General features: G+C 72.0%; 12 protein-coding genes. 6 read left to right on the forward strand and 6 right to left on the reverse strand.

Going from position 1 to position 15,382, the window contains the following annotated elements:
• Positions 1-4: 4 nt before the first annotated feature.
• From ACZ7C5_RS03545 to ACZ7C5_RS03555, 3 genes are all read right to left on the reverse strand, one after another.
• Positions 5-910, reverse strand: a complete 906-nt coding sequence (locus ACZ7C5_RS03545) for a sugar ABC transporter permease (protein ID WP_401087796.1) — start codon at positions 908-910, stop codon at positions 5-7.
• A gap of 40 nt (positions 911-950) precedes the next feature.
• Positions 951-1,952, reverse strand: coding sequence for a carbohydrate ABC transporter permease (locus ACZ7C5_RS03550; protein ID WP_401087798.1), 1,002 nt, complete (start codon positions 1,950-1,952; stop codon positions 951-953).
• A 196-nt stretch (positions 1,953-2,148) separates the two neighbouring features.
• Complete coding sequence (locus tag ACZ7C5_RS03555) at positions 2,149-3,426, reverse strand: extracellular solute-binding protein (protein ID WP_470321888.1); 1,278 nt, start codon at positions 3,424-3,426, stop codon at positions 2,149-2,151.
• Between the two features lie 308 nt (positions 3,427-3,734).
• Between ACZ7C5_RS03555 and ACZ7C5_RS03560 the strand changes: the two genes are divergently transcribed.
• On the forward strand, positions 3,735-4,256 hold the full coding sequence (locus ACZ7C5_RS03560; RefSeq protein WP_401087802.1) for a GNAT family N-acetyltransferase: 522 nt from the start codon (positions 3,735-3,737) through the stop codon (positions 4,254-4,256).
• 11 nt (positions 4,257-4,267) lie between these two features.
• On the opposite strand, the gene ACZ7C5_RS03565 is transcribed toward ACZ7C5_RS03560, so the two are convergent.
• Both ACZ7C5_RS03565 and ACZ7C5_RS03570 read right to left on the reverse strand, forming a co-directional pair.
• Positions 4,268-5,332 (reverse strand): aldose epimerase family protein, encoded by a 1,065-nt coding sequence (locus tag ACZ7C5_RS03565; RefSeq protein WP_401087804.1) that lies wholly within the window; start codon positions 5,330-5,332, stop codon positions 4,268-4,270.
• A gap of 258 nt (positions 5,333-5,590) precedes the next feature.
• Positions 5,591-8,605 (reverse strand): ATP-binding protein, encoded by a 3,015-nt coding sequence (locus ACZ7C5_RS03570; RefSeq protein WP_470321889.1) that lies wholly within the window; start codon positions 8,603-8,605, stop codon positions 5,591-5,593.
• 310 nt (positions 8,606-8,915) lie between these two features.
• On the opposite strand from ACZ7C5_RS03570, the gene ACZ7C5_RS03575 reads away from it, so the two are divergent.
• From ACZ7C5_RS03575 to ACZ7C5_RS03585, 3 genes are all read left to right on the forward strand, one after another.
• On the forward strand, positions 8,916-9,863 hold the full coding sequence (locus ACZ7C5_RS03575) for a terpene synthase family protein (RefSeq protein ID WP_401087808.1): 948 nt from the start codon (positions 8,916-8,918) through the stop codon (positions 9,861-9,863).
• Between the two features lie 517 nt (positions 9,864-10,380).
• Positions 10,381-11,904, forward strand: a complete 1,524-nt coding sequence (gene exaC, locus ACZ7C5_RS03580; RefSeq protein WP_401087810.1) for an acetaldehyde dehydrogenase ExaC — start codon at positions 10,381-10,383, stop codon at positions 11,902-11,904.
• Between the two features lie 253 nt (positions 11,905-12,157).
• Complete coding sequence (locus tag ACZ7C5_RS03585) at positions 12,158-12,481, forward strand: nuclear transport factor 2-like protein (RefSeq protein ID WP_401087812.1); 324 nt, start codon at positions 12,158-12,160, stop codon at positions 12,479-12,481.
• 2 nt (positions 12,482-12,483) lie between these two features.
• On the opposite strand, the gene ACZ7C5_RS03590 is transcribed toward ACZ7C5_RS03585, so the two are convergent.
• Positions 12,484-13,707, reverse strand: a complete 1,224-nt coding sequence (locus ACZ7C5_RS03590; protein WP_401088169.1) for a serine hydrolase domain-containing protein — start codon at positions 13,705-13,707, stop codon at positions 12,484-12,486.
• Positions 13,708-13,829: 122 nt separating this feature from the next.
• On the opposite strand from ACZ7C5_RS03590, the gene ACZ7C5_RS03595 reads away from it, so the two are divergent.
• Both ACZ7C5_RS03595 and ACZ7C5_RS03600 read left to right on the forward strand, forming a co-directional pair.
• On the forward strand, positions 13,830-14,339 hold the full coding sequence (locus ACZ7C5_RS03595; RefSeq protein ID WP_401087814.1) for an NUDIX hydrolase: 510 nt from the start codon (positions 13,830-13,832) through the stop codon (positions 14,337-14,339).
• Between the two features lie 109 nt (positions 14,340-14,448).
• Positions 14,449-15,294, forward strand: coding sequence for a TetR/AcrR family transcriptional regulator (locus tag ACZ7C5_RS03600; protein WP_401087816.1), 846 nt, complete (start codon positions 14,449-14,451; stop codon positions 15,292-15,294).
• The last annotated feature ends 88 nt before the right edge of the window (positions 15,295-15,382 follow it).

Below are 15,382 nucleotides of genomic sequence, written 5' to 3' on the forward strand. Positions count from 1 at the left end.
GGCGTCACGACTTGGAGGCACCGGCGGTCAGGCCGGTGACCAGGTTGCGCTGCACCAGGTAGAAGAAGCCCGCGGACGGGATCGCGATCAGCACGGCGGTCGCGGCCATCAGGTTCCACTGGGCGTCGTGCTCGCTGACGAAGGTCTGGAGGCCGACGGCCAGCGTGTACTTGTCGGAGCTGAGCATGAAGGTGGAGGCGAACGGCACCTCGGCCCAGTAGGTGAGGAAGGAGTAGAAGGCCGCCACCGCCAGGCCCGGGCGGGCGAGCGGCAGCACCAGCCGCCAGAAGGTGCCGAACGGGGAGAGCCCGTCGACCCGGCCGGCCTCGTCGATCTCCACCGGGATGGTGTCGAAGTAGCCCTTCAGCAGCCAGGCGCAGTACGGCACGGTGGTGGTCGAGTAGACCAGGATCAGGCCGAGGTAGCTGTCCAGCAGGTCGAGTTCGGAGAGCATCGTGTACATCGGCACGATCAGCACCGCGATCGGGAACATCTGGGTCACCAGCAGCGACCACATCAGCGGCCTGTGACCGGGGAACTTCATCCGGGAGACGGCGTACCCCGTGGTGGCGGCCACCAGCACGCCGAACACGGTGGTGATGCCGGAGACCAGCACGGCGTTGCCGAACCAGGTGAAGAAGTCGGTGTCGGACAGCACGTGCCGGTAGTTCGCGAACGTGAGCTTGCCGAGGATCTCACCGGGGTGGAGGTAGTCGGTCTTGTCCGGGCCGAGCGAGACGAACAGGATCCAGGCGACCGGGAACAGCGCGATCAGTCCGGCCACGGCCAGGGTGCCGTGGGACAGCGCCCGGGCCAGCGGGCTCCGCTCGCCGCGGAGACGGACCTTGGCGGGCCGGGCGGCCGGGGCCGCGGTCGCCGGGCCGGCCGGGAGTTCGGTGGTGGTGCTCATCGGGGTTACCTGCCTTCGTGGGTCAACTGGGTCCGGGGCCTCAGCCGTTGGCCTGCTCGTTGCGGGCGAGCCAGCGCCGGTAGAAGGCGGTGAAGACGATCAGGATGGACAGCAGGATCACGCCGTAGGCGGCGGACTGCGCGTAGTCCCGGGGGATCTGGCCGAAACCGAGCCGGTACGCCCAGGTGACCAGCAGCTGGGCGTCGGGGGCGCCGCTGCCGAACAGCAGGAAGATCACGTTGAACTGGTTGAACGTCCAGATCACGCCGAGCAGCACGACCGTGGAGGAGACGGCGCGCAGCCCGGGCAGGGTGACGTACCGGAAGCGCTGCCAGGCGGTGGCGCCGTCCATCTCGGCGGCCTCGTACAGCTCGGCCGGGATCGCCTGGAGGCCACCGAGCAGCGAGATCATCATGAACGGCACGCCGGCCCAGGTGTTCACCATGATCGCGGCCGCCTTCTGCGCCCACGGGTCGGTGAGCCAGCCGGGCTCGGGCAGGTGCAGGAGGGCCAGGGCACTGTTGACGACGCCGCCGTCGGCGAGCATCAGGCGCCAGGAGAAGACGGTGACGAAGGCCGGCACGGCCCACGGCAGGATGAGCAGCATCCGGTAGGCGGCGCGGCCGCGCAGCTTCTGGTTGAGCAGCAGGGCGAGGCCGAGGCCGAGGGTGTAGTGCAGGGAAACGCAGATGGCCGTCCAGGCGATGGTCCAGACGAAGTGCGACCAGAAGCGGTCGTACGAGCCGGGGCCCCACAGGATGTCGGCGTAGTTGTCGAAGCCGACGAACCGGTAGCTCGCCGGGATCTCGTTGACTCCGATCTTGCGGGCGGCGTTGAGGCTGTTGGCATCGGTGAGGGTGAGCCAGACGCCCTCGACGAGCGGGTAGAGCACCAGCACGCCGAGCACCAGCACGACCGGGGCGATCATCGCGTAGGCGTACCAGTGCTTGGCGTAGGAGCGCTTGACGCGTTCCAGCAGGCCCGGACGCTGCTCGCGCTCCCGGCTGCCCTTGCCGGTGGCGCCCTGCACGGCGACTGACATCGTTTGCACCTTCTCGGGGGGAATTCTCGGAGGGAGCCGACGGCCGCGGCCCGCCGGGGGCGGCGGGTGGCAGGTGGCGGGTGACAGGCCGACGGCGGACAACTGACAGATGATGAAATCTGTCACCTGTCATCTGTTATCCGTCTGCTGTCATTCGTTCGCTGTCACCCGCCGGTCGGCGGGCCTGGCACGGGGACTACTTGGCGAAGCCCGGGAGGAGCTTGGCGTAGTCGGTGGCGATGGTGTTCAGCGCGTCCTGGGTGCTCGTGCCCTGGACGGCCTTGCCCAGGTTGGTGTTCAGCGAGGCGAGCAGCGAGCTGTACTCGGGCAGCTCGGGGCGCGGCTTGGCGCTGCTCAGCACGGCCTGGAAGCCGGCGATGCCCGGGTCGGCCTTGACGTCGGCGGTGAAGGCGTCGGAGCGGGTCGGCAGGGTGGCGTTCTTCTGCGCGATGAACGCCTGGCTCTCGGCCGAGGTCATGAAGGCGGCGAACTTCTCGGCCGCGGCCTTGTGGCCCTTGTCGGCACCGGCGTAGACGGAGATGTTGTGGCCGCCGGTGGGGGCGCCTGCCTTGCCCGCGGAGCCACCGGGGACGGCCGCGATGCCGAGGTTCGTCTTGTCGGCGAAGGCGGAGCCCTTGTAGATGTTGGTGATCTCCCAGGGACCCTGGATGATCGCCGCGACCTTGCCACTGGTGAAGGCGTCCATCATGTGCGCGTAGGCGTCGGTGGTGACGTCGGCCTTGGCGGTGCCGGGCGAGGTGAACATCGTCTTGTAGGTCTCGACGGCCTTGACGACCTCCGGCGAGGTGATGGTGATCTTCTTGCCGGCGGCGTCGACGGTGTCGGTGCCCTCACCGAACAGGAACGGCAGCGCGTAGTAGCCGTCCGCGGCCTTCAGCCAGAAGCCGTCCACGCCGGCCTTCTCCTTGACGGCGGCGGCGTCGGCCTTCAGCTCGTCCCAGGTCTTCGGCGCCTCGGTGATGCCGGCCTTGGTGAAGAGCTCCTTGTTGTAGAGCAGGCCGAGCGTGTCGGTCACCAGCGGCACGCCGTACAGCTTGCCCTGGTACGTGGCCTGCTGGATCAGACTCGGCTGGAAGGCGGAGGTGTCGGCGGCGGCCGGGGTGCCGTCCAGCGGCTCCAGGTAGCCGGCCTTGGCGAAGGCGGCGGTCCACCCGACCTCGGAGCGGAAGACATCCGGAGCGCCCTTGGCCCCCATCGCGGTCTGGAGCTTGTTCTGCGCCTGGTCGAACGGCACGTTGACGAAGTCGACCTTGACGTTCGGGTTGGCGGCCTCGAACTTCTTGACGAGCTCCTGGTAGCCCGGCGCCTCGTTGGTGGCGTTCGACGTGTCCCAGTACGTGAGGGTGACCGGCCCGTCGGCCTTGCCGTCGGAGCTGGAGCCGCTGCTGCCACAGGCAGCCATCGAGACCGCGAGGGCCACAACGAGGGCAGAGGCCGCGATGCCACGCCGCATGAGAACTCCTTGGGAGGGTGGGGGTGCCCGAGATGTTCGGAGGCAGGCGCATAATGGCTGCCTCCTGCCGACCGCACCGTTGCTGCCGTCGGGCTCGGAAGGAAGTTAACAGCGGCGCAAGAGTGACGGAAAGTTCTTGCAGCAAATTTCTGCAAGAAAAGCCGATCGTTACACCCACGTGTCCTGGGCGTTGCCGCACGGTAGTTGACAGTGGACCGATTTGATCAGCTTCGCCCGATTCACCCTCGCCGGATTGGCCGACGAGACCACCGTGCGTGGCCGAAAGCGCTCTCCAGCAGACTGGACGCATGCGCATCAGAACCGTCACCAGGGACGAACTTCCGCTGCTCGCCGAGCTGGAGCGGGCCGCCGGAGCCCCCTTCGCCGCGATCGGCATGCCCGAGATCGCCGAGGACGAACCCCCCGCGCCGGAGGAGCTGGCCCACTACCTGGAGCAGGGCGTCGCCCTGGTCGCCGAGGCCCCCGACGGAAGCGTCGCCGCCTACCTGCTGGCCGAGCCGGTGGACGGCGCGCTGCACATCGAACAGGTCTCCGTGCACCCCGACCACGCCCGCCGCGGCATCGGCCGGGCGCTGATCGAACACCTCGCAGCGACCGCCGGCGCCCCCGCGCTCACCCTCACCACCTTCGCGGACGTCCCCTGGAACGCCCCCTACTACGCCCGCTGCGGCTTCCGCCCGCTGGCCGCGGAGGAACTCACCCCGGGCCTGCGCGAGATCCGGCGCAAGGAGGCCGAGCACGGCCTCGACCGCTGGCCCCGGCTCTGCATGCGCCGCGACCTGGCGCAGGCACGGCCGGCGAAGCCCTGACCGGAGAAGCCCTAGTTGGTCCCCAGCCGGAGCACCGTCGTCGAACGGAACTCCTCCCCCGGCCGCAGCTCCGTGCTGGGGAACGCCGGGTGGTGCGGGGAGTCGGGGAAGTGCTGGGTCTCCAGCGCGATCCCGGCGAACGGCCCGTACGGGACGCCGCTCGCGCCGGTGACCGCGCCCCCGAACTTGTTCGCCGTGTAGACCTGGATGCCCGGTTCGGTGGTCAGCACCTCCAGGGTGCGGCCGCTGACCGGGTCCTCCAGCAGCGCCGCCCGCGCCGGGCCGCCGTCCGCCGGGCGGGCCCGCAGCGCCCAGTTGTGGTCGTAGCCGCCGGGCCCGGTCAGCTGCGGGTGCTCGTCGTGCACCGACTTGCCGATCGGCGTGGCCACCGTGAAGTCGAACGGCGTGCCGGCCACCGGCTCGGTCCTGCCGTACGGGATCTGTCGCTCGTCGGTCGGGGTGTACGCGTCGGCGTCCAGGGTGAGCAGGTGCCCCAGGATGTCGCCGGCGCCTTCACCCGCGAGGTTGAAGTACGCGTGGTTGGTCAGGTTGACGACGGTCGGTTTGCCGGTGACGGCGCGGTAGTCGATCACCAGCTCGCCGGACGCGTCCAGGGTGTACGCGACGGTGACGTCCAGCGCGCCGGGGAAGCCCTGGTCCCCGTCCGGGCTGTGCAGCGTCAGCCGGACCCCGCCCTCGACCGGCTCGGCCGCCCACATCCGGTGCGCGAAGCCGTCCGGGCCGCCGTGAAGGGTCATCCCACCGCCGGTCGGGGCGAGCCGGTGCTCCTCGCCGTCGATGGTGACCGACGAGCGGTCGATCCGGTTGGCGTACCGGCCCACCACTGTGCCGTAGTGCCTGGCCGGGCCGAGGATCTCGGACAGCCGGTCGGTGGACAGCAGCAGTTGGGCGGAGCGGCCGGAGCGGTCCGGCGCGCTCAGGGTGTGCAGGGTGGCGCCGAGGGTGAGCACGCTCGCCTCGTACGGGCCGGCCGTGAGCGTCCAGCGCTCGATCGCGGCGCCCGCGCCCGAGGGGTCGAGGGGTTCGTGCCGCACGCTGGTGGCCTCGCTCGCCATGGCCTGCTCCTCACTGGCGGCCACGTCGCACCGCGGCCGCCCCGGTTCCGGGTCCGTCGAGGGGTCGCCGCGGCAGCCCCGTGCCCGTCAGCCTAGCGACGGCGGCGGCAGCGGGGGCGCTTCCACGCGCCCACACGCCGCCTGTCGCGCCGGGCGCGCGCCACCACCATCGGGCGCCCGTACGACCACCCGGCGCCGTACCGGAACCCCGCCGGGGGCAGTACCCGCGCCCCGGACGCGGGCCGTGTCCAGGCCCCGCTAGTCGTCCAGGTTCTCCAGCCGCCCCGCGTCCCGCTGCTGCTGCGGCAGCCCGAGCGCCGAGGCCAGACCGTCCGGCCCGCTGCCCGCCTTGCGGTAGACCGCCGCCAGCCGTCGGTTGACCAGGCCGATCGGCACCCCCAGCTCGTCGGCGATCCGCTGCGGCGGCACGCCCTGCACGGCCCGCTTGGCGACCTCCCACTCCGCGTTGCTGAGCGTCTCGATGGTTTCCCTGAAGTCGCGCAGCCCCAGCCGGTTGGGCCGCAGGCCGTAGTTGGCGAGCTCCCGCCTGGCCCGGTCGACCAGCCCCTCCGCGGAGCAGTGCTGGGCCAGCTCGATGCCCTGGTACAGGTACTCCTGGGCGTCGTCCAGCCGTCCGACCCGGCGCAGCGCGGCGCCGAGGTCGACCAGCGCGACGGCGTGCTCGTAACCGGCCGGCGACTGCCCGAGGTACGCCACCGCGTCCTCCAGCAGCTCGACCGCCGCCTGGCCGTCCTCGATCCTGGCGTGGAGGCGCAGCGCGGTGCCGATCGCCGAGGCGGTGCCGAAGGCGCGCGCGTCCCTGACCGCCTTCTGGGCGTAGTCGCGGGCGCGCTCGGGTTCGTCGTCCGCGATCGCGATGGCGAGGTGGCCGGCCCAGGGCGCCCAGACGGTGTTGTGCCAGCCGCGGACCTCCAGCTGGGCGCCGGCCTCGGTGAGCGCGGCGGCCGCGCCCGCGTACCGGTCCTTGGCGACCAGCAGCTTGCCGTACAGCGAGGCGGCGTCCGGCAGCACCATGGCCGTCGGGTGGTACGGCGGGTGGAAGCCGAAGTCGTTGGCCGTGGTCCAGGCCTCGTCGACCCGGCCGCGGGCGATCAGGGTGTCGACCAGCACGCCGATCGCGTCCCAGGCCAGCGGCAGCCTCTCCCCGATCCGCTCGGAGATCCGGTACGCCCGGCGAAGGAAGTCCTCGGCCTCGGCGAGCAGGCCGCGGCGGAACCGGGCCAGGCCCATCAGGAAGTACGCGAAGCCCCGGTGGGCGCCGCTCCAACCGGCGATCTCGAACTGGATGATGGCGTCCGCGGCCAGCCGTTCGGCCTGGGCGATGCGGTCGTTGTAGATGTACGTCAGGCCGAGCATCGAGGGCAGTTCGAAGCCCCAGGTGGTGTCGGTCCAGCCGAGGCCCTTGGGCAGCCGACCGCCCTCGAGGACCTCGTCGGCGAGCGCGAGAGCGTCCGCGGACGGGGCGCCGCGCAGGGTGAGGTCCCAGGCGCGCATGGCGAGCACGGCCCGGTCGGCCGCCTCCCGGCCGCTCAGGCTCAGGCACATCTCTTCGAGGCGGGCGGAGCGGCCCGGGCCGTCCTCCTCCGACCTGCGGAAGGCGTGCCACATGAACGAGGCTGCCTGGAGCCGCTGGCGCCCGGCCGGATCGATGGTCAGCCGGGCCGCGTCCTGGCAGACCAGGGCCGCCTGGCCCAGCTCGCCGCTGTGGGCGAGCACTTCGGACAGCCGGAAGTTGGCGTCCACGCGCAGTTCGGGGCGCAGCGGCACCTCGTCGGGGTCGAGGGCCAGCTTGAGCTGGTTGACGGTGGCGACGGGGTCGGTGAGCAGTGCGGAGCAGCCGAGTTCGTACAGCACCTCGGCCTTGATCTCGTCGGCGGGCGGCTCGTTGAGCGCGCGGTTCAGACAGCGCTGGGCGGCCTCCGGGGCACCGATCAGCTGGTGCTCGACGGCGGCGCGGCGCAGCTTCCTGACGATCCGGTCGTCGCCCTCGCCGGAGTGGGTCTCGACGAGGTGACGGGAGGCGGCGAGCAGGCCGAGTCCGGCGTTCTCGATCTCGGCGGCGGCGATGCCGTGCATGCCGAGGCGGGTGGCGTCCGGCATGGTGTTGTAGATGGAGCTGGCGATCAGCGGGTGGACGAACTCCAGGTTCCCGTTGGGGGTCTGGGTCAGCACGCGTTGCTTGCGCAGCTGCTTGATGGACTCGCGGGCGCCCTCGGTGCTCTGGGTGGAGATCCGGGTGGCGAGGTCGACCCGGATGTCGGTGCCGAGCATCGCGCAGGCCCAGGCGAAGCGTAGGGTGCTGGCGCCGAGCCGGTCCAGCCAGCTCTTGAGGGTCATCCCGGTGGCGTCGACGGCGAGTTCGCGCAGCTGCCGGGAGTTCTCCTCGACCGGTTCGAGCTCCTGGTCGCGGACCTGGTCGAGCAGGGCGTTGGCCTCGAACGGGTTGCCGTTGACGACGTTCCAGAACTCGTAGCAGAAGGCGTCCTCGGCCCTGTCGCCGAGTTCGGCCCGGATCATGTCGGTGACGGAGCTGAGGGTGAGCCGGTTGAGTTCGTGCTTGCGGCCCTTGAGCAGGAGGACGTCCCGGCGGAATTCCTGGGTCTCGGCGGGCCAGTCGTTGTCGTCCTCCCGGAAGGCGAAGACCAGCAGGACGGGAAGTTCACTCGATCGGATGGCGAACTTGGTCAGCCAGGAGAGCGACTCCCCGTCCGCCCAGTGCAGGTCGTCGACGATCATCACCATCGGCGCGCGGCGCGGCGCGAGTTGGGTGAGGACGTAGTCGAGACCGTCGCGCACGCCCTGCGGGTCGAGGCGGCGGGCGCCGGCCTTGGGCTGCTTGAGGCCCATGGCCGGTCCGACGACCTCCTCCCAGGTGCCCATGACCTGGCGGAACACGTCGGGCTTCAGGTCCGAGAGCACGGGCTGGAGCAGCTGGCGCAGCACGTGGTACGGCTCCTTGAACTGCCGTTCGCCGCCCCGGGCGAACAGCACGGTGGCGCCGTCGCGGAGCTTGGCGAGGCGCCGGACCTCGTGCAGCAGGCTGGTCTTCCCGATGCCGGGGCGGCCGGAGAAGGTGAGCAGGTCACCGATCTCGGTGCCGCCGGCGGCGAAATCGCGGCAGAGCCGGTCGACGGCGGCCTCCACCGAACGCAGTTCGGCGTCGCGGTCGCGCAGCCGGACCCGGGGCGCGGCGCCTTCACCGTCGTGGGCGGAACCAGCACCCGCCCGAATTGCGTTCTCCTGCTCGGTCACCGTCGTGCCTCCGCCTCGCCCGCTTGCGTCACAGCTCCATCACTGCGTGGAGCCGAGGTTAGCGCCGTACGGGCCGCCTCGTGGGGCGTTCGTGCAGGCTGGGGCTGACGGTGAGGGTTCGGACGGCTTACCAAGGGCAATTGCCCTATATCCCTAACGTCCGATCATTACATCAGATACCCTACGGCCTTCGAGGCGCAGATGATCTTGCCCGACCCGCCCCCGCCATCCGCTCCCCGCCGCGTCAACTCCCCCCACGCTCAGTGCTCGAACAAAAAGCGCCCCCACCCTCCGCTGCACCGGGAGTCCGATGTCTGACGACACATCACTTCAGATCCCGTTCCCGCACCGCCGCAGTCCGCACGGCCTGCGCGCCACCGCGCTGCACAGGGACTGGCTGACCCGCCACCCGCTGCTGCCCGACGCCGACCATCCCGGCTACGCGCACTGGGAGGTGGTGGACCTCGCCGCGCTCGGCTATCCGGACGCGGGACCGGACGAACTCGCCCTGGCCGCCGACCTGATGGGGTTCTACTTCCTCTTCGACGACCAGTTCGACGGCCCGCTCGGCCGCCGCCCGGCCGAGGTGGCCCCGATCTGCGAACGGCTGATCGCCGTCCTGCACGGCGCCCGCCCCGACCAGGGCTCCGCGGTCGAGACAGCCTTCGCCGACCTGTGGAACCGCAGCGTGCAGGGCATGCCGGCCCGCTGGCAGGCCCGCGCGGCCTACAACTGGGAGTACTACCTGGCCAGTCACCCGGCCGAGGCGGCCGGCCGGATCTCCAGCCGGCCACCGGACCGGGACGGCTACCTGGAACTGCGACGGGGCACCGCGGCGATGGAGACCATCTTCGACATGGTCGAACGCCTCGGTCAGTTCGAGGTGCCCGCCGCCGTCCTGCACCACCCGGTGCTACGTCAACTCCGTCAGCTGGCAGCCGACATACCGTCACTCAGCAACGACGTGCGGTCCTACCCGCTGGAGGCGCCGCGCGGGGACGTGAACAACCTGGTCATGATCGTCCAGCGGGAGCGGCGCTGCTCGGCCGAGGAGGCCTGCGCGGCGGTCATCGCCGAGGCCCAGCTGATGGTCGACCGCTGCGCCGAGCTGAGCGACCGGCTGCCGGACGTCTACCGCGAGTTGGGCCTCTCCCGGATCGAACGCACGATCGCCCGACGGTACGCGGACGGGCTGCTCACCTGGCTGGCCGGCTACCTCAGCTGGGAGGCCCGCACCGGCCGGTACCACGCGGTCTGACCTGCGCGGGCCCGGAACCGCCCGACGGGCGTGCGGCGGCACGCCCCGGGATCGCCGGCCACTCCAGGCGGCGGCGCGCGGCGGCGCGCCCCGAGAGCGGCCCCACCGGCACAAGGCGGCGTGCGGCGGCACGGCGCGGGAACACGGCCGGAGCGCACGCCCCCCGGTGATCCGGTCCTGACAGCGTCAGCGATCCGGTCCGGGACACCCTCGGTGATCCGCGGCGATCCGCGGCGATCCGCGCCGGGACACCTGGGCGCTCCACGACGGCGCACCCCGCGGCACACCCCCGAGAACGGCCCGCGGGCCCACCCTCCGTACGGGACCGCCGTACGGACCGTAGCCGCGCCGGGCACCCGGCGGCTATCGTGCTCGACGGCGGGCGCCCCTGCGGGACGCCGCTCCGATTGCGTGTCCACACCCTCCCGCCGGACCACCCCCCGACCGGGCGGTCCGGCGCGCCGCCCTTGGCCCGAGCCGTGCCCGGCGGCCCCGACGCAGCGAGGAGACACCGAGCATGACCGTCTACCAGCCCCCCGGCACCCCCGGCAGCATCGTCGCCTACCGCTCCCGGTACGAGCACTGGATCGGCGGCGGATGGACGCCCCCGGTGCGCGGCGAGTACTTCGGCAACCCGACCCCGGTCACCGGCGAGGTGTTCACCGAGGTCGCCCGCGGCTCCGCCGAGGACGTCGAGGCCGCCCTGGACGCGGCCCACGCCGCCGCCCCCGCCTGGGGCCGCACCCCGGCCGCCGAGCGGGCGCAGGTGCTGCTGCGGCTCGCCGACCGGATCGAGGCCAACCTGGAGCAGCTGGCCGTCGCGGAGAGCTGGGAGAACGGCAAGCCGGTGCGCGAGACGCTGGCCGCCGACCTCCCGCTCGCCGTCGACCACCTGCGCTACTTCGCCGGTGCGCTGCGCGCCCAGGAGGGCAGCCTCTCCCAGCTGGACGAGGACACCGTGGCGTACCACTTCCACGAGCCGCTGGGCGTGGTCGGCCAGATCATCCCGTGGAACTTCCCGATCCTGATGGCGATCTGGAAGCTCGCCCCGGCGCTCGCGGCCGGCAACGCGGTGGTACTCAAGCCCGCCGAGCAGACCCCGGCCTCGGTGCTGCTGCTCGCCGAGCTGACCGCCGACCTGCTGCCGCCCGGCCTGCTCAACATCGTCACCGGCTTCGGAGAGGAGGCCGGCGCCCCGCTGGCCGCCAGCCCCCGGATCCGCAAGCTCGCCTTCACCGGCGAGACCACCACCGGCCGACTGATCGCCCGCTCGGCGGCCGACAACCTGATCCCGGTCACGCTGGAACTCGGTGGCAAGAGCCCCAACCTGTTCTTCGCGGACGTCGCCGCCGACTCGGACGCCTTCTACGACAAGGCCGTCGAGGGCTTCGCGATGTTCGCGCTCAACCAGGGCGAGGTCTGCACCTGTCCCAGCCGCGCGCTGATCGAATCGTCGATCTACGAGCGGCTGCTGGCCGACGGCCTGGACCGGGTGCGGGCGATGCGCCAGGGCGACCCGCTGGACACCGAGACCCAGGTCGGCGCGCAGGCCAGCGTGGAGCAGCTGAAGAAGATCCTCTCGTACTTCGAGATCGGCCGGGACGAGGGCGCCAAGATCCTGGTGGGCGGCGAGCGGGCCGAGCTCGACGGCGCGCTCGCCGGCGGGTACTACGTGACACCGACGGTCTTCGAGGGCGACAACGCGATGCGGGTCTTCCAGGAGGAGATCTTCGGCCCGGTCGTCTCGGTCACCCGCTTCGACGGCTTCGACCAGGCCGTCACCCTCGCCAACGACACCCAGTACGGGCTCGGCGCGGGCGTCTGGACCCGCAGCCTCAACACCGCCCACCGGGCCGGACGCGCCATCCAGGCCGGACGGGTCTGGACGAACTGCTACCACGCCTACCCGGCCCACGCGGCCTTCGGCGGCTACAAGAACTCCGGCATCGGTCGGGAGAACCACAAGGCGCTGCTGGAGCACTACCAGCAGACCAAGAACCTGCTGGTCAGCTACTCCCCCGACGCGGTCGGCTTCTTCTAGGCCCGCCCCGCCCGGGCGGTCCCGCCGGGGGCTCCTGGTGCGAATGCGGAGCGGGAGGCCCGAGGACCTCCCGCTCCTTCGCCACTCCCCGTGGCGGGCTCCGGGGGCGAACCGCCTGTTCCGGGGATCAAAGCACATGAATGCGGCCGATTCGCCGACGCGCCGCCGACATGCCGCCGACATGCCCGGACGGCCCGCGCGAACGCCGTAGAACAGGACTCCCCCAACCCGTCGCCCTCTCCGGGAGTCCCCCGTGACCATCGCCGCCGCCAACCTCAGCGACCCCGTCGTCCGCGCCGTCGTCACCGCGATCAACGCGGGCGACCGAGCCGCCTTCGTCGGGCTGCTCACCGAGGACGCGACCATGTCCGACGACGGCTCCGACCGGAACCTGCCCGACTGGATCGACCGTGAGATCTTCACCGCCCACGGCCGGATGAACGTCCAGACCGAATCGGACGGCGGCCGCGCGCTGGTCGCCACCTTCACCAACGACACCTGGGGCGAGATGCGCACCGCCTGGCGCTTCACCGTCGACGCCGGGAAGGTCACCCGCTTCGAGACCGGCCAGGCCTGAGGCTACCGGTCGAGCCCCAGGCACCCCCGCACCGCGCGGATCAGGTTCCGCGAGCGGACGTCCCCGGTGACGCCCGGCTGCATGCCGTTGGTGACGTAGCCGAAGCCCAGCCCCAGCTCCGGGTCGGCGAAACCCAGCGAACCGCCCCGCCCCGGGTGGCCGAAGCTCGCCGGGGAGGCCATCGGCGCGGTCGGACCGTGCCGCCAGAAGCCGAGGCCGAAGGTCGAGTTGACGATCAGCACCCGGTCCGGGCCGCTCACCACGGGACCGACCGCGCGGGCCAGCACCTCGGGGCCGAGCAGCGGCGGCAGCAGCGCACCGGAGCCGTCCGTACGGTCGGCCGCGCCGATCAGCGCCGCGTAGAACCGGGCCAGCGACCGGGCGGTGCCGATGCCTCCGGCGCCGGGGATCTCGGCGGCCTGCACCGCCGGGTCGTTGAGGTCCACCCCGGGGCGCACCGAGGCGAAGGAGCGGGCGGTCAGCGAGGCCGGGTCCTGGTAGGCGTCCCGGACGGACTGCTTGGGCCGCAGCCGCAGCCCGCTCGGGCCGGTCCTGGCCGCCTCCGGAGCCGGCAGGTCGACCAGCCTGCCGACCCTGGGGGCCACGCCGGACGGCAGCCCGATCCACAGGTCCAGCCCGAGCGGCCCGGCGACCTCCTCCGCGAAGTACCGGCCTGCCGTCCGGCCGCTCACCCGCCGCACCACCTCGCCGACCAGCCAGCCGAAGGTGTAGGGGTGGTAGCCGTGCGCGGTGCCCGGCTCCCAGGCGGGCGCCTGCGCGGCGACGGCGGCGGCCGCGCGCTCCCAGGTGAGCACGTCCTCCAGCCGCAGCGGCACGTCCAGCGCGGGCACCCCGGCCTGGTGCGAGAGCAGCCAGCGCACCGGCACCGCGCCCTTGCCCGCCGCCGCGAACTCCGGCCAGTACGAGGCCGCGGGGGCGTCCAGGTCGAGCAGACCGCGCTCGGCGAGCAGCAGCGCGGTGGTCGCGGTCAGACCCTTGGTGACCGAGCGCAGCACCTGCGCGGTGTCCGCCGTCCACGGCACCGCGGGGGCCGGCCGGCCGCCTACCTCGGGACGGGCGTCGCCGCCCCACAGGTCGACCACCTTGCGACCGCGCACGTACAGCGCGAAGGCCGCGCCCAGTTCGCCGTAGTCGGCGAAGTTCCGTACGAAGGCCGCCCGTACGGACTCGAACCCTTCGGCCGTCTCGCCCCAGACCTCCACCACGCGCCCCGCCCTCGACCAGTTCCGCTGCTTCTCGTGCCATTCACGTTCGACCACGATTCCCTTCGACCGAAATCGGAACGGAATTCGATCGAACCGAGCGCCGAAACCCTAACCTGTCCACCATGACCAACCCTGCCGAAGAACTCCTGGACGTCGTCGACGAGCACGACCGCGTGATCGGGACCGCCCTGCGCGGCGAGGTGTACCGGCGCGGGCTCACCCACCGCTGCGTCTTCATCCTGGTCCGCGACCCGGCCGGGCGGATCTTCGTCCACCGCCGTACCGACACCAAGCTGTTCGCCCCCGGCGCGTACGACATGTTCGTCGGCGGAGTGGTCGGCTCCGGCGAGACCTACGTCGAAGCCGCCGTCCGCGAGGCCGAGGAGGAACTCGGCGTCCAGGGCATCGCCCCTCGCCCGCTCTTCAAGTTCCTCTTCGAGCAGGACCGGCTCTCCTGGTGGTGCGACATGTACGAGGCCGAGTGGGACGGCCCGGTCTCCCCCCAGCAGTCCGAGGTCGCCTGGCACGCCTGGCTCACCGCCGCCGAACTCGACGACCGCCTCGCCCGTGACGCCTTCGTCCCCGACGGTCTGGAGGCCTACCGCCGCTACCTGGACCTCCGGGCGGCATAGGCCCACCCCGACCTCGGCGTTCGAGCCGGGTCCTGCGGGCGGGGGCCTGCCGGGTAGCGGTGGCCCCCTGGCTCCACCGGAACGCCATCGACGAACTAGGGTGACGCGCATGGCCTCCCGTACGCCGTCGCCGACGGCCGACCGCGCAGCACGGACCTCCGCATCCGCCCGGGCGGCGGCGGGCGAACGGCCGCGTCGGCGGCTGAGCGTGGACGAGCGGCGGGAACAGCTGATCGCCGTGGCGCTGGAACTGTTCAGCCGGCGCCCGCCGGAGGAGGTGTCGATCGACGACATCGCCGCCGCGGCTGGTGCCTCCCGGCCGCTGGTGTACCACTACTTCCCCGGCAAGCAGGCGCTGTACGAGGAGTCGCTGCGGCGAGCCGGGCAGGAGCTGTCGGCCCGGTTCGAGGAGCGCATGGAGGGGCCGCTGTCGGAGCGGCTGTACCGGGTGATGGGCCGCTACCTGGACTTCGTGCAGAGCCACGGGCCCGGCTTCGCCGCACTGCTGCGCGGCGGCTCGGTGGCGGCCAGCGCGGGCACCTCGGCGGTGATCGACGACGTGCGGCGGGCCGCGCAGGAGCAGATCCTGGCCCATCTGGCCATCCCCGCGCCGAGCGTCGGACTGCGGCTGACCGTCCGGGCCTGGATCGCCAACGCCGAGATCACCTCGCTGGAGTGGCTGGCCGAGCGCACCGTGCCGCTGGAGGAGCTCCAGCTGCACCTGGTGCAGGAGTTCGTCGCGGCGCTCGCCCTCACCGCCGCCCGCGAGCCGGTGCTCGCAGCCGAACTGGCCACCTTCTTCGCCGACGAGCGCCGGGACGGCCCGACCGGACGCCTGGTGCGGGACCTCGCCGGGCTGTTCGCGGTGCCGGGGATCGTCGAGGCGGTCACCGCGCTTGCCGCGGACGCCCCGGAGGACGGGTCCGCGCAGGCCACCGGCGCCGCCGCCGAGTGACCTGGAGCGGTCGTCCGATTTGATCATCGGGTCATCCTGCGGTTCGGTCAGGACAGTGGGCTCTGATAGGAATGAGCCGGGATCTGAC

Source organism: Kitasatospora sp. NPDC036993 (assembly GCF_055607525.1).